Origin of the sequence: Kordiimonas laminariae, assembly GCF_023008165.1 — a bacterium.
In the GTDB taxonomy this organism is placed as follows: domain Bacteria; phylum Pseudomonadota; class Alphaproteobacteria; order Sphingomonadales; family Kordiimonadaceae; genus Kordiimonas; species Kordiimonas laminariae.
Window position 1 is genome coordinate 331,047 of the sequence record NZ_JAKQZA010000005.1, and the last position, 21,016, is coordinate 352,062.

Here is a 21,016-nt window from a genome sequence, read left to right on the forward strand (position 1 = left end):
ATGAAGAAATACGCTCGTATACGCCCAAGTGTTGCTGCTGCCCAGGCTATGGCAGGTGCTCCCTCTTATGTTCGTCAGGGGAGCCTTGAAGTGCGCCTTGCTCGTTCTTTCAAGGAAATTAAAGCTGCGCAGAAGCTGCGTTACAAAATCTTCTATGAAGAAATGCATGCCAAGCCTGATTGGAAGATGCGGGTAACCAAGCGTGATATTGATGATTATGATGTTGTGTGTGACCACCTTCTGGTGATTGACCATGACAAACCAAAATCGAAACAGATCGTGGGTACATATCGTCTTCTGCGTCAGGAAGTAGCTGAAGCACACCGTGGTTTTTATTCTGCTGGTGAATTTGATCTGTCACCACTGATGACTGACAGTTTCAAAGAGCAGATGGGTGCAGGCCGCCAGCTTCTTGAGCTTGGTCGTAGCTGTGTTCACAAAGATTACCGTGCCACAAGCACTATCAACATGCTTTGGAAAGGTATTGCCGAATACCTTAAAGACCATAACATTGCATATATGTTTGGCTGTGCAAGCTTTGAAGGCATTGACCCGGCTGAGTTTAAAGAGGCTTTCTCTTATCTTTACCACAACCATGTTGTGCCGGAAGATTTCAAGGTGAAGGCGCTTGATAGCATGCATGTTGAAATGAACAACATTTCAGCTGATGAACTTGATGTTCGCCGTGCGCGCCGTGCATTGCCGCCGCTTGTGAAAGGTTACCTACGTATTGGTTGCTTTATTGGTGATGGTGCAGTGGTAGATGAGCAGTTTGGTACAACAGATGTTTTCATCCTGTTACCAGTTGAAAAAATCGCCAAGCGTTACTCTAAGCACTATGACCTTAAGGAAGAAGCGAACGATACGGATAAAGCAACAGCAGTCGTTCAGTAAGAGTAAGCTTTATACATTCATCTAAGTTTAGGCGCTGCCTTTGGTGGCGCTTTTTATTTGCGCTTGAAAACCAGTGAGAAATTATTGGCAGGCATTGGAATAACGGCTGGAGCATCAAAGCCATTCTTTATAGCAAGTGATGTGACCTCTTCCATGTGCCTGATACCCCACTCAGGGTTACGGCTTTTAAGCGAGATATCAAAATCTGCGTTACTGTCGGAAGTATGGGCACCATTTTGTTGGTAAGGGCCATAGAGAAATAATGTACCGCCAGTCTTTAGAGCATTGCCGGCTTTTTCAATGAGTATCTCAGCCACGCGCCACGGTGCAATGTGGATTAGATTGATGGCTAAAATAGCATCTGTTTTGTCAGGGAATTGGTTTTCCAGCACATTAAAATATAGGGCCTCTTGAAGGTTCTGGGTTCCTGAATGAGCCCGCCATGCGTTGATGCTGTTAAGGTGGCTTTCATCAATATCTGTTGGATGCCAGATCACATCAGGAAAAGCTGTTGAGAAATAGAGGGCATGTTCGCCTGAACCTGCGGCGATTTCATAAAAGGTACCTGCTAGTGGAAGGTGTTCTTTAAGAACATCTAAAATAACATCTCGGTTGCGCGCAGTTGCAGGTGCATGCAGCCGAGCATCGTTTTCTTCTGCAGGATTAAAAAGCGATGCCACTTTCTAATTCTTTCTGCCTGCACGAAGGCGACTGATGATAAAAACAGGAACAACAATTGTGGCGCCTAAGAGCATATACTGAAGGCCTGAACCAACCATCCAGTCCCAGATGCCTGCAAACTTATCAATGATAAAGCCGTAAATCTGGCCGGGGCTCCATTCAAGCCAATAGAGGATACCACCAACAATAAGGCTCCATACCGCTAGTTTGATAATGGTAGGTAGATCCAGTTTTAAATTGGCCATCATGCTCTCCTTACTTCAGAAGATGTACCCTTATGGGCTAGGCAGATCAAGTGAAACACCATCTCCGAGCAGACTAGCAAGGCATGCGTCTGCTTCCAGTGTTTCCCCACGTAGGGAACGGGCATTAATGTCTGTTGCCCTGAAATGATCATCAGCGTTTTTTTCAAAGAAGATAACTTCAAGAACGCAGGAAGGTTGTTCAAACAGCATAACTTGCACATTGCCGTCGCGGCGCACGAGGCTTGGTTCTCCAAGAGCTGCTTGAACATCTCTTGGAGTGTGTCCTTGAATTAGCTGTGCATCGGGCAGAACAACTTCGATGTTTTCTACGGGTGTTGGTTCAGGTTCTGCCACTACAGGTGTTTGTACCTGTGGTGGTTCTTCGGTGCCGCCCATACACGCTGACAGCAGTATAAGGAGAGACAGAGAAAGAACTGAACGCATATTTAATTCCTTATGCAGCACGACGCTGTGCAATAAGATGATGGAAAACGTGGGTCATCACAGCAGCGCCAATGATAGGTGCCAGAATATTCAAAAATGGTACCGCGAACATAGCAGCCATCATCGCACCAACCATAAAGATTTTGCTGCCGTATTCCATACGGAAACGGTTCATCATTTTTCTGTCCATATGACGCATAGCAACCATTTCATAATATTCCCTGCCAAGAAGGAAGCCGTTGATGGCAATGAAGAGCGCGAAGGCCCCAGCACTAGCTGTCATGAAAAAGAGGATAATATAAGGCACAAGTGCTAGTAAGTTCACCACAAGCATAATCAGGGTCAGCTTGCCTGCGCTGATCACTACATCTGTTATTGGTACCTCTCGGGTGCCTATTCGGTTGGGGTAGTATTCTTCCTCGACGGCAGTGGCGATTTTATCAATCAATACACCCATCACCATTGTTACAATCCCCGGGAACAGGAGATATGATCCTACTGATACAACAGCCCAAAAGCCTGCCGCAGCAATAGATTCGCCCAGTTCATCGATCCAGTCCCAGCCAAAAACAAAGGTTTCAGGCCAATAGTATGAAAGTACAAAGGTTAGGCCAATAAGGGTGATTAGGGCAGCTGCTACGGAGGTTAAAAATACACTCCTGAATTTGGGGTGCAGCAACTGTTGCCATGTTCTGTTTATCGCTGTGCCGATCATGGTTGGTATCCTCGCATATGGTTTTTGTCCGCTTATGACGCGGTTTTCCTATACATAGGAAGAACAGAGAGTTCTTGCAATCCCGCTTGTGTTTTCTATGGTGCAGGAAATAGTGATTAAAGCTGAAAGGGAATGTTGTGGCTTCTAAATATCAGGTTATCTGCATGGGTAATGCGATTGTAGATATCATCGCGCGCGTTGAAGACACTTTTCTGGAAAAGCATGAGCGTATCAAAGGATCGATGATGCTTGTTGATGCAGAAACATCTGCACGCATTTATGATGATATGCCGCCTGCGGTGGAACGTTCTGGTGGATCAGCAGGTAATACAGCTGCGGGGATTGCGTCTTTTGGTGCCAGTGCGGCTTATGTTGGCAAAGTGCATGATGACCAATTAGGAACAGTATTTGCTCATGATATTAAAGCAATTGGGGTAGACTTTGCCACAAAGCCTGCAACAGAAGGTGCGCCAACCGCTACCAGTATGATCCTTGTTTCGCCTGATGCGCAGCGTACTATGAGCACATATCTTGGAGCATGTACCCAGCTTACCCCTGAAGATGTGGTAGAAGAAGATGTTGCATCCTCTGATGTTATTTATGTTGAAGGGTATCTTTGGGACACACCTTCTATGAAAGCATCTGTACTAAAGGGCTATGAATATGCCTCTAAGCACGGTACTGAGATTTCACTCTCTCTTTCAGATAGCTTTTGTGTAGACCGTTTCCGCTCAGAGTTTGTTGAGCTTGTAGAAAATAAAGTGGATATCCTGTTTGCCAATGAAGCAGAGATTATGTCGCTTTATGAAGTTGATAATTTTGATGAAGCTGTAGCCAAAGTTCGTCCCCATGTGAAAGTCGCCGCTCTTACGCGCGGTGCTTTGGGATCGGTTGTTGTGACCCCTGATGAAATTATTGAAGTGCCTGCCGAGCCAACAACCGTTGAAGATACAACAGGTGCAGGCGATTTGTATGCGTCAGGCTTCCTTCATGGTTACACAAGTGGCAAAACGCTAACCGAAAGTGCACGCCTTGGAGGTCTAGCAGCCGCGGAAGTGATTTCTCACTTGGGAGCACGCCCTGAAGTGGAACTTAAGAAACTTGCACAAGAAAAACTGGGTCTTTAGCCCCAAGGGTTTTTGGGGCGACTAGAACTGTTTCCTGAATTAGGAACGCTGCCTCTTGCTTTAGAGCGAGGGGTATTCTTTTTGATGGTGTCTGCCCAAGTGTTTTGAGGTTTTGGCTCTGACATAGAACGAGCTTGAGTGGCTGGCCGATGTCCCATGTTCCTTGCTTGCGCTTCAAGTTTTGTGATCCGGTTTTCCATATTTGGATGGGTGGAAAACAGGCTATCGATTGAAGACCCTTTCAGTGGGTTTACAATGAACATATGAGCTGTTGCTGGATTTTCTTCAGCCCGTTGATTTGCTGTTGTTCGTGCACCGCGGTGGAGTTTTCTTAAGGCATTGGCAAGCGCTATCGGATTGCCGCTGATTTCGCCGCCTATTCTGTCTGCTTCATATTCACGGGTGCGGGAAATTGCCATTTGGACCATTCCGGCTGCCAGTGGTGTAAGAAGCATGATAAGAATGGTACCAAGGACCCCAAGTGGGTTATTACGGTTATCTCCAAAGAACATAGAGAATTGAGCCAACATAGAAATGGCACCAGCGAGTGTTGCCGTAATGGTCATTGTAAGCGTATCCCGGTTTTTTACATGTGCCAGTTCATGCGCCATTACCCCTTCAATTTCCTGACGGTTAAGCATGCGAAGCAGGCCAGTAGTGGCAGCCACAGCAGCATTTTCAGGATTTCGTCCTGTCGCAAAGGCATTCGGCTGCGCGCTGTCAATGATATAAACAGCGGGCATTGGTAGGTTTGCACGTATAGATAATTCTTCCACCATACTAACAAGTTCAGGTGCACTATTGCGGTCAACCTGTTGTGCGCCGTGCATTCTGAGTACCATCTTGTCACTATTCCAGTAAGCGAACAGATTCATGGCAACGGCTATCATGAAGGCTATAACCATACCGGTTTGGCCTCCAAGCAAAGTGCCGATTGTAACAAAAAGGCCGGTCATGACGGCCATTAATAAGCCAGTTCTGGCGGTACTCATCTCAAATGTCCTGCGGGTTGTCGCATTTTTATGGTGTCTTATAAAATATTTGGGCATTTTGGCCACAAGGTTCAAGGCGATCTTTAGTTTGTATTGATTTGCCGCAAAATGTTTGCAAAATCAGGGCTGGGTTTTGTGGGGGATAAGGATTTGGTATGTCTTTGATCAGGCATGAAGAATTAGTATCTAATGATAAAGTAGTTTCAACCGCGCTTACGTTTGTTGTGTTAACTGGATTGTTTGCTTCAGTCGGTTATTACATGCTGATTGAACTTGGTATTAAGCGGCACTTCATGGCTACTTTTATGTGGTCTCCTGCGCTTGCTGCTTTTGCTACATGTAAAATTCGAGACATTAACATTCGCTCCCTTGGGTGGGGGCTAGGACCTACTCGTTGGGCATGGACGGCTTACTTAATTCCAATTGTATATGGGCTGGTCGCCTACGGCATTATCTGGCTTGGTGGTTTTGGTGCGGTTGTTGACCCCCAATTTATCAATGAAGTTGGAGCTTTTTTAGGGCTGTCCGGCTGGTCTGATACAGCGGTGATTATCATTGCATTTTTAATGTTTGCCGTTGTTGGTCTCGTATGGCGGTTAGGCGCTGTTATTGGCGAAGAAATTGGCTGGCGCGGGTTTTTAACACCGCTTTTGTTACAGAAGTTTTCTTTCCCAATAACTTCATTAATCGTTGGTTTGGTATGGGCTTTATGGCATCTGCCAATCCTTCTTTACACTAAATATAATGCTGGCCCTCAGGATATTGAGCTGCAGGTTCTTAATTATACCGTGATGACGATTGGTGTATCCTTCATTCTTACATACGTTTACCTGCGGTCTCGTAGTATCTGGGCGGCAAGCCTTTTACACGCAGCGCACAATGCCTTTATTCTTTCAGTTCTTGACCCAATGACACTTAAGTATGAAGAGAGTTGGCGCTATACAGGTGAGTTTGGCTTCATCCTGCCATATGTGGTACTCGCCTTTGGTCTTGGCTTTTGGTATCGTGCGCGGAAAGAAGCGCAATAACTCCTTATGTGAGTATTAGGGCATGACCGAAAAAGAGAATAAAAAGCCAGTTGAAAAAACCTCAGAACAGGTGGAAAAAAAAGAAGGTGAGGCACCTAAGGAAATCGGTGGCCGTGAGGGATTAGAACCGACACGTTATGGTGATTGGGAACACGGTGGTATTATTTCTGATTTCTAAGGTATTTAACCACTATCAGAATCAAGGTTAACCTGATCTTCGGGATCTAGCCGTTTTATACCTGCTTTTGCGAGGAGAGATTTAAACAGTATCAGCCTGTTTTCAGCTTCTTCTCTACCAAGGCCACTTATCAACCCTTCTGTGAACCCTGCTTGGCGCATATAGGTGCGTACTTGCTGTTCAGCACGCATTAAACAGTCCCCGTCAGTGAAGTAGCCATCCCCCATAAGTTGAAGAATTTTAATGCTTTTGTCTTGCAGGCTGATATTTAATCGATGAAGTTTCTGAAGAAGCTGGGTGTTATCCAGAATAATTTTACAGAAACTATCCAGCTTTTCTGATATCTGTCGACGATGCATTTCTGTGAGCTCGGCCACAAGTACCTTTTTTTGCAAGTTTACTAGGTCGCCCATTCTGCTGATGCCAGAACCGTCTAATCCCATAAAGATCGTTTCATAATCTGGCCTGGAAAGAATAGGCATAATGCAATTGGCTATTGTTAATTTGTTTGATTGACCGATGGCTGCCGTTTCCAGGTCCAGCAAGGATTCAATCTGTTTGATAGGGTTATCTGTGCTGGCGATTAATTCAGCAATGGAATGACTATTGATGAGCCGTGAAGCTCTTGAGTTGAGTTCTTCTCTCAGCGTGTCAAGAGTGTGGGGGTTGTCCAGTAAAGTATAAACTGTGCGTTTCAGTTCTCTAAGGCACCCTACCTGATGTACTAAGCCTTGGCTGGATAGAGCTTGAGAAGAAGAAATCTCTTTTTTGAGGCGATCAATAAGAGCATGAGATGTGAGAGGCAACATACCTTCTTTGATAAAGCCGCTTAAACGTTTGGCTTCGTTTGAAAATTTCCGGCTTCTATTTTCTGTGTTAGCGATATCAAGGTTACCGGATGCCAGATGCGTTATATCTAATAACATATCAGCCCGGTCTTCATAACTGCCAAGGATTTCATCAATAACCGAATTATGAAGCAACAGTTCTGCAAGTAATTGATCTAGTATTTCGGTTACCCATTTGGGGCGTGTGTTGGATAGGAATACCGAGACGCGGCCAAATTTATCACTTGGTGTAACGGCAGGCCTTAAATACTCAACAAGGGAACAGGTTAGAAGGAAGTTTTTATTTGAGGCATCTTCAAGCGTTGAGATTATGGGTTTCAGTCTTCCTAGTTCTAGCGTAGGAACATTTGCCTGAGTGGACTTCATGATATCAACGCAAGCATCTATAACCTTATAGAGTTTGCGCATGCGTTCTTGGATGCTTTCATTCTCCACATCAAATGAAACGGCGGTTCGCTGTACAGCATCTTGAAGTAAAGTGCCTGTATTATAGAGCTTATTATAGTGTTCCAGACTATGGAGTAACTCTGATGGTGTTATGCGCCAATCGCTAAGAGTGGTGCTCATCAATAGCCAGATGGAGCGCCTGCCATCTGCACTATAGAGATCATCAGGCGATAGACAGGGGGTGATTTGCCCTGTCTGATCATATTTGGATTTTTTGCCAGCTCTACCTCGAGCAAATATCTCTACAGATTTAAATTCCTGTGTGGATTTATTATAGCTTTCTTTAAGAACTCTGAGGCCTGTGAAGCGTTTTCCCGCACCCCATAGTTTTTCACCAAGCTGAGTGGCGGTTTCTCTGTCATCGCATATTTGAAGAATTGTCCAACTGGCGCCTTGGCGGCCCTGAATTTCATAATGGACGAGCATGTCTCCGCTCACAGTTTAATCTCCTGCGGAAGTAGTATTAATAAAAAAGCTATAATTCCAATGTTTGAAAGCTAAACTATAAGTGCACAATCTAAGTATTTGGTAAAAATTTTAGAAAATTATCATAATAGTTTTTCGGCTCTCAGAAAAGCGATGGATTCTTGAATAGATTGCTTAAGCTCAATTTCCTGAAACCCTAACTCTGCTGTAGCTTTTGCACTTGAAGCGTTAGCGACATCGCAGGAGAAACTTGCCTCTTCAAGGGTAACCATAGGGCGGCTTTTTGAAAAGCTTAGAAGGAAAGCCAGAGTTTTTAAAATAAAGGCTGGCATTGGTTTTCTGGGACCTTTGATACCAAGTATATCAGCTGCGACAGACAGGAATTCATAATAGCTGGCTTGAGGACCGCCAAGGATATAATTCTCTGCTGTTTTCCCCTTGTGAAAGGCGGTAACCGTAGCTTCCGCAACAGCACGACCATTTGCAAAATTACCAGCTCCCGGCGGTGTACCTGGCAGTTCACCATTTGCCATCTTAAGAATAAGCCGTGCCCAGTTGTGGCTGTCATATTCCCCAATAATGTGGGTGGGATTCACGATTACTGCATCTAAACCACGGTCACAGGCTTCTTTCACCTTTCGTTCAGCATAGGATTTGGTCCGTACATAACTGATCCAGCTTTCAGCACCAAGGCGAGGGGTCTCTTCTGTGATAGTCACATCATGATGCCCGAACGTGGAAATTGAAGAGACATGCACCATGCGTTTTACTTCACGGTCCAGAATCGCTTGAAGGATTGTTCGTGTACCTTCCACATTCACTTCATACTGAAGGTCTTCTTCCGCGCACCATGTACTTGTATTAGCGGCAGTATGGAACACACAGTCCAGTTGTTGGGGCATGACTTTGTGCACCTGCTCGGGACGTGTCAGATCTCCTTCCACAAAGGTCACACCCTCGCCAATCATGTCTTTAGCAATTGCCGGGTTCCTTACCATTGCGGTAATTTCCCAACCTTGCTCGCGTAATACATTGATGAGATGACGCCCCAGAAAACCAGTTGCACCTGTAACAAATGCTGTTGGCATAAAAATTCCCCATTCCCCAAGTTCAGAACTTGTATTTCCAATTGTCTGAGGGTAGAGGAATTAATAATCCCTATATAATCCGTTTAGCAGGATTTGATGCCTATGAGACTATTTGGCCATACAAGCTGTGCATATGCAGTGATCTTCTCAGCTATGATATTTTTGTCAACTCCACTTTGGGCGGAAACACCAAAAGGTGTAACCGAAATGCTCCAGAAGGCTGCAGATACTAATAATCGCGTAAGTTTCGATGCTATTCTGGGCATGGCACTGGAAACATGGCCAGATAAACGCATGGATATCCTTGAGGCAGCAGAGGGAGTTAAGCCTTATTGGCTTCACGAGGATTTTCTGGAAGAAATAGATAAAGCTGAACAGGCAGAGGCAGCTGCTGAAGCAGCTTCAAAGGCGCGAGGTTTTGTCTATTATGTTGATCCGGAGCTTTGGAATGCCAAAATTCAATTGGGTGCTGGCAGCAGTACAGGTGATACCAACGAGAAATCGGTTACCACCGGGCTAACGTTCAAGCGCAAGTTTGGTGAGGCTTGGGAACACGCTCTTGATTTAGGGTTCGATTATGCCAGAAATGCAGGCACAACCACTAGGCAGCGATTTGTAGCCAAATATGAAACGCTGTGGCGAGCATGGAAAAAGGGTTTTCTTCTTAATTATACAGAATTGGAACTAGATCGTTTTTCAGGCTTTGATTACCGAGTTGTGGAGAATATCGGTGCCGGTGTTGATGTGTTTGATACGGGCAAGCAGAAGTTGCGTTTTGAAGGTGGGCCGGGGGTGCGTTTCAGCAAATTGAAAGAAACTGGTGTGACAGAATCTGAATATCTGGGGCGTCTTTCAACCACTTATGATGTGAAGCTGAGTGGTGATTTAACTTTGAAGGATAAAAGCTCGGTTATTTTTGCCTCAGAATCCACCACCTTTGAAAACCTGGCACAGTTTAATGCAAAGTTGAATTCACACTTAGCAGCCCGGCTTTCAGTGGAAGTGAAATACGATTCAAATGCGCCTGATACTACCTCTGCATGGGATACGACCACCCGAGCAACTCTGGTGTACGGTTTTTAACTGCCTATTAGATGTAAAGTTACATAGCGTGTGTGTGGGGCGCGTCTATGCTCAGCAATATAAAGGCCCTGCCATGTACCGAGTGTCATTCGGCCATTGTTTACGGGAATGGAAAGTGAAACATCAGTAAGTGCCGCTTTGATATGTGCTGGCATATCATCTGGTCCTTCTGCGATATGCCTGTATAAGCGGGGATCGCTTGGAGCGAGGCGTTCTAAAGCGTCAGTTAAATCCAGGCAAACATCAGGGTCAGCATTTTCTTGAATCGTAAGTGATGCACTAGTGTGTTTGATAAAAACTGTAAGCAGGCCGTTCTTTAAACCTGTGGTACGCAGCCAATCATTTACACTTCTGGAAATCTCATAGAGTCCACACCCATTCGTATGGAAGCTAAGTTCGGTTTGTGCCTGATCCAGCATTAGCGGATTTTAATCTCGCGGCTAATTTCCTGAGGTTCTGGTTTTACTAGATCAATGTGAAGAAGCCCATTTTCCATGTGTGCATCTTCCACTTCCATGCCGTCTGCCAGCACAAATTTACGTACAAACTGGCGTGCTGCAATACCTCTGTGGAGGTAGGTTTTGGTATCACTATCATCTTGCTGTTTGCCGTGGATAATCAATTGGTTGCCTTCAACCGCGATATTGAGATCACTTCTTGAAAAGCCTGCGACCGCGAGTGAAATCCGCATAGTGCAGTCATTGAGCTGTTCAATATTATAAGGAGGGTAGCCTTCGCCAGCGTTTTTGGACACTTTATCAAATACCTGCTCAAGCTGATCAAAGCCCACAAGAAACGGGCTGTTAAATACGGACATACGAGACATATCATTCCCCTGGCGAGCGAATAGTGCGGTGCTTCAAATCTGACAACGCCGCAAAACCAATCTTAAAGGCCCCTTATGGGCACCTTTCCATAGGTTGGAATTATATCAATCTGTTCAAGGGGAGAACAGGCAAAACATTAAATTTTACCTGTTTTATGCTGTTTTGGGTGAGAGTTATTCTTCTGAATTCTGGGAAGGCAGCTTTCCTTCTGTTTCCTCTGGTGGCCTGATCCAGCATTCGGTGCCGCGTTCCATCAGTTCTTTACAGATTTCTCTCGCGTGCCTGAGGGATTTCAGTGGACCAGCATTTAAGCGGAAGTAAAAACCTTTTGGTGTGCCGTCTTTCACATTTTCACCGAAGTCTATTTCAGAACGACGTGGCGGAATACCTTCCAGAATATCACTGTTTTTGCGGTAAAGGATGGTCCAGCCCCGCATAAGGCGTTCGATGTTGCGGTAAGCGCCAATTTGAAGTGCCCAGCCCTCAGGTTCTACAAGTGGTGGTACCTCCGTGAGCTCATAATCTTTAGCGGGTTCGGATACTGGTTCAGGAACTGGCTCAGGTTCTGGTTCCTCCACGATGCGTTTGCTGGCAGTTTGGTGTGATTCAGAATCAGTTAGTATTAAATTCGCTTGTTCATCGGTATCGGTTTCCTGATGAACAATGCCTGTTACCAGTGCTTGCATACGCCTCATGGGCGTAAGAGATTTTAGTGACCGGTAGAAAGCGAACGTATCGTCCAGAGTAACCGGATCAAGATCCAAACGTGCCATTTGGTATGCTTTAGCTTCTTCACCTTTAAGCAAGTAACTAAGGGCAAGGTTTTGACGCACCCTGGGGTTTGCCTGATCCGCACGAACCAAGGCTTCAAGGATTGTAATGGCTGCATCTGGGTTATCTGAAGCTGCAAGAACCAATGCCTTGTTGGAGAGAAGTAACGGGTCAGCCTCTGTGCCGAATGTTGCAAGCGCTGTTGGGATATTGCCAAGAGCCGCAAATGTTATAGCTTGCCCGGAGCGAATCTGCGCGTTTGTAGGGTTTAATCTGAAAGCTGTTTCAAAGTTCGAAAGTGCTTTTTCAAATTGCCCGTTAGAAAGATATAATTTCCCTAATAGATGATGTGTTTCCCAATCAGCTAAACCTTGTTGTTCTCTTGCTAAAAGAATTTTCTCTGCTTCAGAATAGGCGCCTGTCGCTATTAAGCTTTTAGCAAGAGCTTGTTCAGCCATCCTTCCATTTGGCATGTTGATAAGCTGCCTGTATAATGGAATTGCAGCGCTATGGTCTCCGTTTGTGGCCATGTTTTGGGCCATTGTAAAAAGATGCCCTAACGGTTGCTGAGAAGTGTTCGCAGGAATGGGCTGGGATGAGCCTTGCGTTGTCGTTGCTTGCGGGGTACTGCATGCTGCGAGTAAAAGAATAGCTGGCCCAGCTATAATTGGGAATGTACGCCTGATAATTTTCATTGCCCTCTTTCCAAGGGTAGTTGCCTGTTTTGTCAGTTTCTCACTCTAATCACAGGGTGTGAAAGAAGCTTTAAGTAGTTTTTTGATTTTTACAGGCATTTTGCTAAAATTTGAGATAGCGCAAAAACAGAGGCTGAAATGATAAAATCCACACTCCTAGCTGCTGCAATTTTATTCGGTGCGATATCAGAAGATGATATGCTCCAAACATCTGTTGATATGCAAAGTGTGGAAGATGCACTTGAGATGATGCGTGGTGGCGATATCAAAGGCGGTGTGGCCATGCTTGAAAGCCTCGCCATGACAGGTAATGCGCTTGCTTATTATCATCTGGCTGAAGTACGCCGTATCGGGGTGGGAACAGAAAAAAACATCCCTGTGGCAACAATGTTTTATCGACTTTCTTCTCAGCTCGGTCATGAAGAGGCAGCACTGAAGCTTGCAAATATCCTGTTTTTTGAAGGTGGCGGTACAGATTCCGAAGTCGCTGAAGCTGTTTCTCTCTGGCAAAGCGAGGCTATGAAGGGGGTGCCTGAAGCTCTCTATATGATGGGGATGATATATTGGAATGGAGAGGCTGGCTTTGAGCAGGACCCCATTAGAGGATATGGCCTTGTCTGGCGTGCCAGCCGTGATGGCTATTTAGAAGCAGGTGATAGCCTTGGCACTATGTCCGTGCTTCTAGAGCGTAAAGCGAAAGATGTGGGGCAGCGTTATGCGGAGCGTCTTGAAGAATTAGGGTTTGATGAAGAAGCACTTGCGCCTCACCTGCTACCTGTTGTGGATAGCGCTGATACGAGAAAGAAACGCGCTGATAATGCGTTAACGGCCGCAGAAATATTAGACCGGGAAGCGACAGCCAAGGAAACGGTTGCGGCTGAACCGGCACCTGCTGAGGAAGCTGTGCAGGAAAAAGAAACAGATGTTACTGCAAATCAAGAAGGTAAAGCGGCTCCCAAACCAGAAGATTGGGATGAGGTCTGGCATCTGGAAGTGGGTTTTGCCATGTCGGAGCTTGAGGTAAAACGCTTAAGGTCTATTGTCAGTTCCACTTTGCAGCAGGAAGTAGGCAATTTGCATTCCGATATTGTTGAATCCCCAAATCGGCCTGGGCTGTATAGGTTGGTTTTTGGTCCTGTAACATCACTTCAAAGCGCGGTTACAAAGTGCGTGGCTATGAAACGTGCGGGGCATGACTGTTTTGCCAAAGCCCCACAAAAAGATGATGATGATCTGCCTGGTATCCCTTAAGGGGTACCGCAGATACATCCATTCGGATCTGACGCTTCATTCAGCATTTTTAGTAGTGCTGTTTCCATAATTTTTTGCTGTGAAACGCCGAGGCGCGCCGCCAAAATTCGTAAGCGTTTATTATCTCGTTCTGTTACGCGCAGTGATTTGCGGATAGGCCTTTTTACGGGCTCGGTTTGCTGTACCTTCAGGTCAATATTTTGAAAAAGCGGTTCGACATTTTGTCCAGATGGAACAGCTCTTCCTTTTCGAACTAATAGGTTTGCGCTCAGGGAGGCGGTTGTCATAACTATTCTCCTTTAGAGCGCAGCAGGTTGTTCACCATAGCTGGCGGGTTTCTTACCAAATCCATTCATACGGTGATGATTGGTGGTTTTAAAACTGGCTTTTACGGGCAGCTTTTTGAGGCGCGCTTCAATATATTGCCAAAGCCCTAAAACTTCCTTGGCAGATTTCCCGTTCGCATTGGTTTCTATAACTGTTCTGCCATCAATCATGCTGGCTGCAAATTCTTGCCGATTGTGAAGGATATCGGGAGCCACTGTTCCGTGTTGTGATAGTGCAATTGCCGCTTCGCCGGTTAGCTTGGCGCGCATCGTTGCACCGTTGATGGCAAACAGCATGGGCTTCTGCGCTTCTTCGACGAGGTCAATCGTTGCACCAACCGCTCGCAAATCATGCGGACTGGGGCGCGTTGGGATGACGACCAGATCAGCTTTTGCAATCACAGTCTGATTGGCGCGAGTGATAGCTGGTGGTGTATCAATGAAAACAAGTTTAACACCTGCTTCCTTTAGAGCCTGCAGATCATCTGCCAGCGAAGAGAGGCTTGCTTTAGCAAAGAGTGGTGTCTCTGCCTCTCTCGCGTTCCACCAGTCGCTCAAGCTTCCTTGGGGGTCTGTGTCAATTAAAGCGACAGGGCCGAAACCTTCCTGTTCAGCCGCTACCGCCAGATGTCCCGTTAAGGTGGTTTTGCCTGATCCACCTTTCTGGGAGGTAATAGCAATCGTTCTCATGATGCTCTCCGGTGCCTGAAATATAGAATCAAGCATCCCGGAAAACCTTCAAAGATAGATTAATTTATGCGAGCAAATTTCTCGTAAATAGTGATTAATTAATGTAAAAATCAGTAAAAACTTCGGGAAAATTTACGAAAGTATTTTGTAAAATTTTCAAAAGTATGCATCTTGTTTTTGCGTACTGATGGGGACAGGTTTTTTACCGTGGATTATGTTGAAACATTTTCGAACCAATTGGCGTTTCGCTTAGCGGAAAGCCACCGATTGGTTAGCGAGCTATACACAAAATGCTTGAAACCACTTGGTTTGCGGCCGGTACAGGCCTATGCCCTTGGTATTTTAAAAGACCGTAAATTATGCACGCCTAGTGAAATAGCCAATGTGCTTGGTATTAGTCGTCCTTCGGTTTCTAATTTGCTGAACAGGATGGAACGCGACAAGCTAGTTAACCGTGTGCCGGATAAGTCGAATAAGAAGCAGATCTGGATTTTTGCAACACCTGAAGGGCTAGAACTTGTAGAAGAGGCCTATGCATTGATGGGTGACGTGGATAAGCAGCTTGAGGCACAACTTGAAATCAACCTTTCAGAATTGAAATCAAAACTGTTCCTACTTGGTGAATTCCAGGAATAAAAGGCCTCACTCAATAAAGAATGAGGCCATGTCGGCTCAGTTAAGCGAGATTAAAAGCTGAACCGAACAGAACCTAGAAATGTATTTTCCGATGTTCTGCGATACGAAGCGCCAAGCGATATTTTATCATTGAAATGATATCTAAGCCCTGCTTCACCCGCATATTCATCTGCTATACGGAAATCATTTCCTGCATCATTGGCTTTGATGCGACTATTTCCAGTCCACGAACCTGCAAGATTAAGTTCCAGACCAAATTCCGACATATAACGCAAACCAGCTTTTGCGGTGCCATGAATTTCTGTATTGGATGATGCTAAATTAACAACATTCAGTAAATCACCAGTAGGGCCAGTGTTGACCCCTGCTAGCTTGAGACTGAAATCGGTAACGGCAATACCTCCCTCTGCAAACAGGTGGAAGTTATCATCAAGCTCGTGGAAGATACCCAAGCCACCCATGTACTGACGGGGTTTTAGGCTGTAGAAGGCATTTGTAAATACATCACCTGTTTGGGTAGATGCTGCCAGTTCATATTTGTTTTGAGAGAAATCACCCCAAACATACATGTTGTCACCAAATTGGTAAGAGAGGCGACCGAAAAAACCATCAGTGTCTGCAGATATAAAATTAATTGCTGTATCACCATCTTGCACCGAACCACTTAAGCCATTTCTGGTGGTTAGATAGCCACCTTCGATGAAAGTATAGGAAAGCTTGGGCGCATCATCGGCATGTGCGGTAGGCATTAAGGATAATGCCCCAAAGATCAGGGTGGCAGTTGATAGACTGTTTAGTAAAGTTGCGTATTTCATAATATACCTCGCTTTAGTTACGGCATGTTATTGCCTGTTATTGGTTTCGAGGTGCATGTAGGGCGTGAGTATTGTTATTTTGAGCAGAAGCACGTCAACTGCTCAAACCTATAGGCTAACTGCTCAAAATAGCCGACGACAAAGGCTGGTTTCGTGATATTTTGCGGTTCATGAAAATAAAGCATATTATATTTCAGTTTGTATTCATTGCGCTTTTCTTTGGTGCGATGTTGATATCTTACGGCAGTGTTTCAATGCCTGGCGAGGAAGAATTCCCTTCAATTGTCCTTGGAGATTTTGAGGTTTCCCGAGAGGATAAAAGGGTGTTTTCAGCGGCTCCTTTTCAAAGTGGGAACTGGGTTACCCTTAGCGATTTTGACTATGATACTGACCAACCGGTTAATTGGCTGAGAGCAGAAATAGATGTGCCGGTAGGGATGCTTGAACAGCCGCGCCCGCTGGCGATAACAATTTATAGTACTGTTGCCTCAGTGATTTATATCAATGGTAAGCAGGTTGGTTCAAACGGTGTTCCATCGCAAACCAGTGCAGGTGAACAGCCGGGCAGAGTGCACCGTATTTTCCCGCTTCGTGTTGATGCCCTTCACGAAGGCAAAAATATAATCTCTGTTCGCTTTTCTGCACATGGTTTTGGTGAGAAATGGAGTTTTCTGAAGCCAGAATTGGAAGTTGTTGCGATTATAATGCCGCTTGAAGAAAAGGGGCATGTTGCCTTCGAGGACTATCTACCGTTCTTAATGATGACAGGTAGTATTTTTACCGCGGCAGTATTTTTCCTTATGGGAGCATTTATCCGGCGAAAGGTTGATGCTGAAATATGGCTTGCACCTATGTTTGCATTGGCATGGGTGGAGTTACTGCTTGGTATTCTTGCTACCCTATATTCATACCCGTATTCCTATCATATATTATGGCTCTATCTATGGTACGTTTGCCGTATTTATGCTGGGGTTTTTCTGTTTCGGTTTGTAGCAAACCGCCTAGATATTACGGTTGTAAGGCCTTGGGCATATACATGGATTCTTCCTGCCCTACTATTAATAACACCCGTTGTTTTTAATGATTTTTCCATAGAGTTTGGGCTGTTTCTAAGTACGGTGTTATATACTTTACTGGCTATTATAGCCGCTCTGTATGCTGCACGAAAAAAGCATCCGTACGGGAAATTGGTGTTGCTCGTTTTACTTCTGTTTTCCACAGGCTTTTTCTTCGAGCAAGATATCTATCTGAGCAATTATTATTATTACTATATGTCTGCGCTTTCGGTGGTGTTGTTTGTTTTGCAGGCCATTGCCTTTGAACATAAACGTCGTGAAGCTTTTGAAATTTCTCTGCTATCTGAAAGATTGGAGCTTGAGCTTTTAAAGAGCCACCTGCAGCCACATTTTATAATGAATACGCTATCAGCACTTGCTGAATGGATACGTGAAAATCCCGATGTTGGGGTGAAAATGATCCATGCTCTTGCGAGTGAATTTAGAATTCTCCGGGAAATAGCGGGAGAGCAATCTATTCCTTTGTTCAGGGAGATAGAGCTTTGTAATGTTCATCTTGAGCTGATGAGTTACCGAAAAGATGTGAAATTCAGGCTTGAGACCAGTGTACAGGATGGTGAAGCTCTAGTCCCACCTGCGATTTTTCATACACTTATTGAAAATGCCATGACCCATACGCGTTTTAAGAAGGATGTGGGACCTTTCAGATTAGAACAGCATCAGTTTGCAGAAGGCGGGCTTCAATATGAGCTGATTGCACCCTCTGGTGAGCCGTTGAAAAGGAAGGTCACGACAGGTGGGATAGGGCTTAGTTATGTGCGAGCACGTATGAAAGATGTTTGGGGTGAGAGCTATCTTTTTGATGATGGTATGAGCCACACAGGCAATTGGACAACCACGATTAAATTAGAAACCAAGAGACAATAGATGCGCATATTGATTGTGGAAGATGAACATATGGTGGCCAAGGCGCTTTCCAGAATGACACGTGAAATCATTGGGCCAGACCTTCGCCTTCTAGAGACGGTAGAATGTGTTTCAGATGCGGATGAATTTCTCACAGACCATGAAGTAGATGTTTTGATGTTGGACTTAAACTTGGGTGGGGAGAGCGGGTTTGATTTGCTCGCTGGTATGGTCGCGCGTAATTTTCAAACAATTATTGTTTCTGCTAACACAGATCAGGCGTTAACAGCGTTTGAGTATGGTGTGGTGGATTTTGTTGCAAAACCTTTTACCGAAGAGCGTTTGAAACAGGCTTTAGGAAAACTGGGTGGTGCTGGTCAGGGGAATAAGCATACAGGTGCAGGGAAAGCCCAATTCCTAGGTGTAAGACATGCCGGAAAAACTCAGCTCATTCAGGTGGCAGATATCGTGCGCCTTAAAGCAGATGACAAATACTGTGAGATTATATTGAAAAATGGCAGTAACTTTTTCCATGAGAAAAGTTTGGGACAACTGATGTTGCTGCTCCCAGATAATTTCCAACGGATTCACAAATCACACGGTGTGAATTTACTGGAGACGCAAGCCCTTAAGAGCTTCCCTGGCAGTAAGTATGAACTGCAATGCCTTAGTGGTGAACATGTACCTGTAGGGAGAAGCTATTTATCCGCACTTAGGGAGAGAGTTGATTGATATATAATACAACCCAAAGAAGTGAAATGGCGGATATTGAACCTATAGTATTAAACGCATTGCGTATCTTGTTTTTGTGATTATAAGTATAGTATTATTTTAAGATTGATATTTATTTTAGGGATTTAGTTTGAAGCGTGCTTTGATTACAGGAATTACTGGGCAGGACGGATCGTATCTTGCTGAGTTTCTTCTTGAAAAAGGTTATGAAGTTCACGGTATTATTCGCCGTGCTTCTAGTTTTAACACCAGCCGTATTGATCATCTGTATACAGATCCACATGAAAAAGATGCGCGTTTATTTCTTCACTATGGAGACCTTGCCGATAGCAGTGGTTTAAGGCGCATTCTAGGCAAAGCAAAACCCGATGAAGTATATAACCTGGGAGCTCAATCCCACGTTCGCGTTAGTTTTGATCAGCCAGAATATACAGGTGATGTCGTTGGTACGGGTACACTTAGACTTTTGGATGCTGTGCGAGATTATATAGACGAATCCGGCAAGGAAGTGCGTGTTTATCAAGCTGGTAGTTCCGAAATGTTTGGGGCTGCTAACCCTCCACAGTCTGAGGCAACAGAATTTTACCCTCGTAGCCCATACGCTGTAGGTAAAGTGGCGGGATATTGGTACTGCGTTAATTACCGTGAAGCTTATGATATGTTCGTCGCAAATGGTATTTTGTTTAACCACGAAAGCCCACGCCGTGGTGAAACATTTGTAACACGAAAAATTACACGTGCTTTAGGCCGTATTAAGTTGGGGTTGCAAGATAAGCTGTTCCTTGGGAATTTGGACGCAAAACGCGATTGGGGTTTTGCTGGTGACTATGTAGAAGCAATGTGGCTTATGTTACAGCAAGATAAGCCCGATGATTATGTTGTTGCCACAGGTGAAGCATACAGTGTGCGTGAATTTCTGGAAGAAGCATTCTCGATAGTTGGCCTGGACTGGGAAAAATATGTAGAATTTGACCCGCGGTATTTACGTCCAACGGAAGTTGACTTTCTTTTAGGCGATCCTGCGAAGGCTGAAAAAATGCTGAATTGGAAGCCTAAAACAAGTTTTAAACAGCTCGTCACAATGATGGTTGAGCATGATCTGGAGCTAGCTCAAAAAGAGAAGACTTTGGTAGATGCTGGGCATGATATTCCGCCAAGCATGAATGATTGATCTATTAAAATTGAGGCATGGTCATGATGGACCGAAATGCAAAAGTTTTCGTCGCCGGCCATAGGGGGTTGGTGGGGTCAGCTCTGGTACGGCGTTTAAAGGAAAAGGGTTTTAACAACCTGCTTCTTAAGACGCGACCTGAACTAGATTTAACAAACCAGCAGGCAGTTGAAGCTTTTTTTGAAATTGAGCAGCCTGAGTATGTTTTCCTTGCCGCTGCGAAGGTGGGGGGCATATATGCTAACAGTGCTTACCCAGCTGACTTTTTATATGCTAACCTGTCGATACAAACCAACGTTATCAATTCGGCTTATCAAAATGGTACCAAGAAGTTAGTGTTTTTAGGATCAAGCTGTATATACCCTAAAATGGCATCCCAGCCTATTAAGGAAGAATACCTTCTTACTGGTGCGCTGGAGCCAACAAATGAAGCCTATGCTCTGGCCAAGATTTCCGGATTAAAGATGTGTGAGGCGTATCGTCGTCAATATGGTTTTAATGCTGTATCTGTGATGCCAACAAATTTATATGGCCCGGGAGATAACTATGATTTGGAAAATAGTCATGTGATCCCAGCCCTTATAAGAAAGGCTCATGAAGCTAAAGTGTCAGGTGCCTCGGAAATGGTTGTTTGGGGGACAGGGAAAGCTATGCGTGAGTTTCTGTATGTTGATGATATGGCAGATGCAACTATCCATGCCATGATGCATTATGAAGAAGATGGCACCATTAATGTGGGGACTGGTAAAGACCTTACAATTAGGGATCTTGTAGAAACTATTGTCGATGTTGTGGGCTTCAAAGGTGAGCTTCGTTGGGATACAGGAAAGCCTGACGGGACGCCTCGTAAAGTACTGGATGTTAGCCGTATGACAAAGCTGGGTTGGCAAGCTAAAACTAGTTTACGGGATGGGTTGGTAAAAACCTATGCCGCGTTCCAGAAAGCTGAAGTATAATTATTCGATAGTGATCATTGTTTGATGA

At 44.9% G+C, this 21,016-nt stretch carries 24 protein-coding genes; 11 read left to right on the top strand and 13 right to left on the bottom strand.

Going from position 1 to position 21,016, the window contains the following annotated elements; genetic code table 11:
• Complete coding sequence (gene olsB, locus MF542_RS12400; protein ID WP_247019893.1) at positions 1-894, top strand: l-ornithine N(alpha)-acyltransferase; 894 nt, start codon at positions 1-3, stop codon at positions 892-894.
• Positions 895-947: 53 nt separating this feature from the next.
• Here olsB and MF542_RS12405 read toward each other — a convergent pair whose 3' ends face one another.
• Genes MF542_RS12405 through MF542_RS12420 form a run of 4 tightly spaced genes read right to left on the bottom strand, consistent with a single transcriptional unit; the run spans position 948 to position 2,979 of the window.
• Entirely contained in the window at positions 948-1,574 is a 627-nt protein-coding gene (locus MF542_RS12405) for a DUF938 domain-containing protein (protein WP_247019895.1), read from the bottom strand.
• 3 nt (positions 1,575-1,577) lie between these two features.
• Positions 1,578-1,820 carry a DUF6460 domain-containing protein gene (locus MF542_RS12410; RefSeq protein ID WP_247019897.1) on the bottom strand — a complete coding sequence of 81 codons (243 nt, stop codon included), beginning with the start codon at positions 1,818-1,820 and terminating at the stop codon, positions 1,578-1,580.
• A 30-nt stretch (positions 1,821-1,850) separates the two neighbouring features.
• The gene (locus MF542_RS12415) at positions 1,851-2,264 is read right to left on the bottom strand and encodes a hypothetical protein (protein WP_247019899.1); all 414 of its coding nucleotides are present in this window, start codon (positions 2,262-2,264) and stop codon (positions 1,851-1,853) included.
• 10 nt (positions 2,265-2,274) lie between these two features.
• Positions 2,275-2,979, bottom strand: a complete 705-nt coding sequence (locus MF542_RS12420) for an EI24 domain-containing protein (RefSeq protein ID WP_247019901.1) — start codon at positions 2,977-2,979, stop codon at positions 2,275-2,277.
• 137 nt (positions 2,980-3,116) lie between these two features.
• Between MF542_RS12420 and MF542_RS12425 the strand changes: the two genes are divergently transcribed.
• On the top strand, positions 3,117-4,106 hold the full coding sequence (locus MF542_RS12425) for an adenosine kinase (protein WP_247019902.1): 990 nt from the start codon (positions 3,117-3,119) through the stop codon (positions 4,104-4,106).
• On the opposite strand, the gene htpX is transcribed toward MF542_RS12425, so the two are convergent.
• Positions 4,103-5,098: a zinc metalloprotease HtpX gene (gene htpX, locus MF542_RS12430; RefSeq protein ID WP_247019904.1), complete on the bottom strand. Its 996-nt coding sequence runs from the start codon at positions 5,096-5,098 to the stop codon at positions 4,103-4,105. The genes MF542_RS12425 and htpX overlap by 4 nt on opposite strands.
• Before the next feature lie 155 nt (positions 5,099-5,253).
• Between htpX and MF542_RS12435 the strand changes: the two genes are divergently transcribed.
• A complete protein-coding gene (locus MF542_RS12435) occupies positions 5,254-6,126 on the top strand; it encodes a CPBP family intramembrane glutamic endopeptidase (RefSeq protein ID WP_247019906.1) in 873 nt (290 codons plus the stop codon).
• 22 nt (positions 6,127-6,148) lie between these two features.
• Positions 6,149-6,304 carry a DUF1674 domain-containing protein gene (locus MF542_RS12440; RefSeq protein ID WP_247019908.1) on the top strand — a complete coding sequence of 52 codons (156 nt, stop codon included), beginning with the start codon at positions 6,149-6,151 and terminating at the stop codon, positions 6,302-6,304.
• Between the two features lie 5 nt (positions 6,305-6,309).
• Here MF542_RS12440 and MF542_RS12445 read toward each other — a convergent pair whose 3' ends face one another.
• On the bottom strand, positions 6,310-8,037 hold the full coding sequence (locus tag MF542_RS12445; RefSeq protein ID WP_247019909.1) for a hypothetical protein: 1,728 nt from the start codon (positions 8,035-8,037) through the stop codon (positions 6,310-6,312).
• Between the two features lie 110 nt (positions 8,038-8,147).
• Complete coding sequence (locus MF542_RS12450) at positions 8,148-9,113, bottom strand: NAD-dependent epimerase/dehydratase family protein (protein WP_247019911.1); 966 nt, start codon at positions 9,111-9,113, stop codon at positions 8,148-8,150.
• Between the two features lie 96 nt (positions 9,114-9,209).
• On the opposite strand from MF542_RS12450, the gene MF542_RS12455 reads away from it, so the two are divergent.
• A complete protein-coding gene (locus MF542_RS12455) occupies positions 9,210-10,196 on the top strand; it encodes a DUF481 domain-containing protein (protein ID WP_247019913.1) in 987 nt (328 codons plus the stop codon).
• Here MF542_RS12455 and MF542_RS12460 read toward each other — a convergent pair.
• From MF542_RS12460 to MF542_RS12470, 3 genes are all read right to left on the bottom strand, one after another.
• Positions 10,193-10,615: a secondary thiamine-phosphate synthase enzyme YjbQ gene (locus MF542_RS12460; RefSeq protein WP_247019915.1), complete on the bottom strand. Its 423-nt coding sequence runs from the start codon at positions 10,613-10,615 to the stop codon at positions 10,193-10,195. The genes MF542_RS12455 and MF542_RS12460 overlap by 4 nt on opposite strands.
• Positions 10,615-11,022: an Hsp20 family protein gene (locus tag MF542_RS12465; RefSeq protein WP_247019917.1), complete on the bottom strand. Its 408-nt coding sequence runs from the start codon at positions 11,020-11,022 to the stop codon at positions 10,615-10,617. The genes MF542_RS12460 and MF542_RS12465 overlap by 1 nt, the downstream gene beginning before the upstream one ends.
• Before the next feature lie 174 nt (positions 11,023-11,196).
• Positions 11,197-12,489, bottom strand: a complete 1,293-nt coding sequence (locus MF542_RS12470; RefSeq protein ID WP_247019919.1) for an SPOR domain-containing protein — start codon at positions 12,487-12,489, stop codon at positions 11,197-11,199.
• Positions 12,490-12,627: 138 nt separating this feature from the next.
• Here MF542_RS12470 and MF542_RS12475 point away from each other — a divergent pair, with 138 nt between their 5' ends.
• The gene (locus tag MF542_RS12475; RefSeq protein ID WP_247019921.1) at positions 12,628-13,740 is read left to right on the top strand and encodes a tetratricopeptide repeat protein; all 1,113 of its coding nucleotides are present in this window, start codon (positions 12,628-12,630) and stop codon (positions 13,738-13,740) included.
• On the opposite strand, the gene MF542_RS12480 is transcribed toward MF542_RS12475, so the two are convergent.
• Together MF542_RS12480 and MF542_RS12485 are read right to left on the bottom strand one after the other, a co-directional pair.
• Entirely contained in the window at positions 13,737-14,027 is a 291-nt protein-coding gene (locus MF542_RS12480) for a hypothetical protein (RefSeq protein ID WP_247019924.1), read from the bottom strand. The two genes, MF542_RS12475 and MF542_RS12480, sit on opposite strands and share 4 nt — an antisense overlap.
• Before the next feature lie 12 nt (positions 14,028-14,039).
• Positions 14,040-14,756 (bottom strand): ParA family protein, encoded by a 717-nt coding sequence (locus MF542_RS12485; protein WP_247019926.1) that lies wholly within the window; start codon positions 14,754-14,756, stop codon positions 14,040-14,042.
• A 207-nt stretch (positions 14,757-14,963) separates the two neighbouring features.
• On the opposite strand from MF542_RS12485, the gene MF542_RS12490 reads away from it, so the two are divergent.
• Positions 14,964-15,392, top strand: coding sequence for a MarR family winged helix-turn-helix transcriptional regulator (locus MF542_RS12490; RefSeq protein ID WP_247019928.1), 429 nt, complete (start codon positions 14,964-14,966; stop codon positions 15,390-15,392).
• A gap of 50 nt (positions 15,393-15,442) precedes the next feature.
• Here MF542_RS12490 and MF542_RS12495 read toward each other — a convergent pair whose 3' ends face one another.
• Positions 15,443-16,207: an outer membrane beta-barrel protein gene (locus tag MF542_RS12495; RefSeq protein ID WP_247019930.1), complete on the bottom strand. Its 765-nt coding sequence runs from the start codon at positions 16,205-16,207 to the stop codon at positions 15,443-15,445.
• 170 nt (positions 16,208-16,377) lie between these two features.
• Here MF542_RS12495 and MF542_RS12500 point away from each other — a divergent pair, with 170 nt between their 5' ends.
• The 4 genes from MF542_RS12500 to fcl all read left to right on the top strand — a co-directional run bounded on the left by MF542_RS12500 (position 16,378) and on the right by fcl (position 20,988).
• The gene (locus MF542_RS12500) at positions 16,378-18,150 is read left to right on the top strand and encodes a histidine kinase (protein WP_247019932.1); all 1,773 of its coding nucleotides are present in this window, start codon (positions 16,378-16,380) and stop codon (positions 18,148-18,150) included.
• Positions 18,151-18,861, top strand: coding sequence for a LytR/AlgR family response regulator transcription factor (locus MF542_RS12505; RefSeq protein WP_247019934.1), 711 nt, complete (start codon positions 18,151-18,153; stop codon positions 18,859-18,861). It begins immediately after the preceding gene.
• A gap of 130 nt (positions 18,862-18,991) precedes the next feature.
• Complete coding sequence (gene gmd, locus MF542_RS12510) at positions 18,992-20,032, top strand: GDP-mannose 4,6-dehydratase (RefSeq protein WP_247019936.1); 1,041 nt, start codon at positions 18,992-18,994, stop codon at positions 20,030-20,032.
• A gap of 26 nt (positions 20,033-20,058) precedes the next feature.
• Positions 20,059-20,988, top strand: a complete 930-nt coding sequence (fcl, locus tag MF542_RS12515) for a GDP-L-fucose synthase (RefSeq protein ID WP_247020114.1) — start codon at positions 20,059-20,061, stop codon at positions 20,986-20,988.
• Positions 20,989-21,016 lie beyond the last annotated feature (28 nt).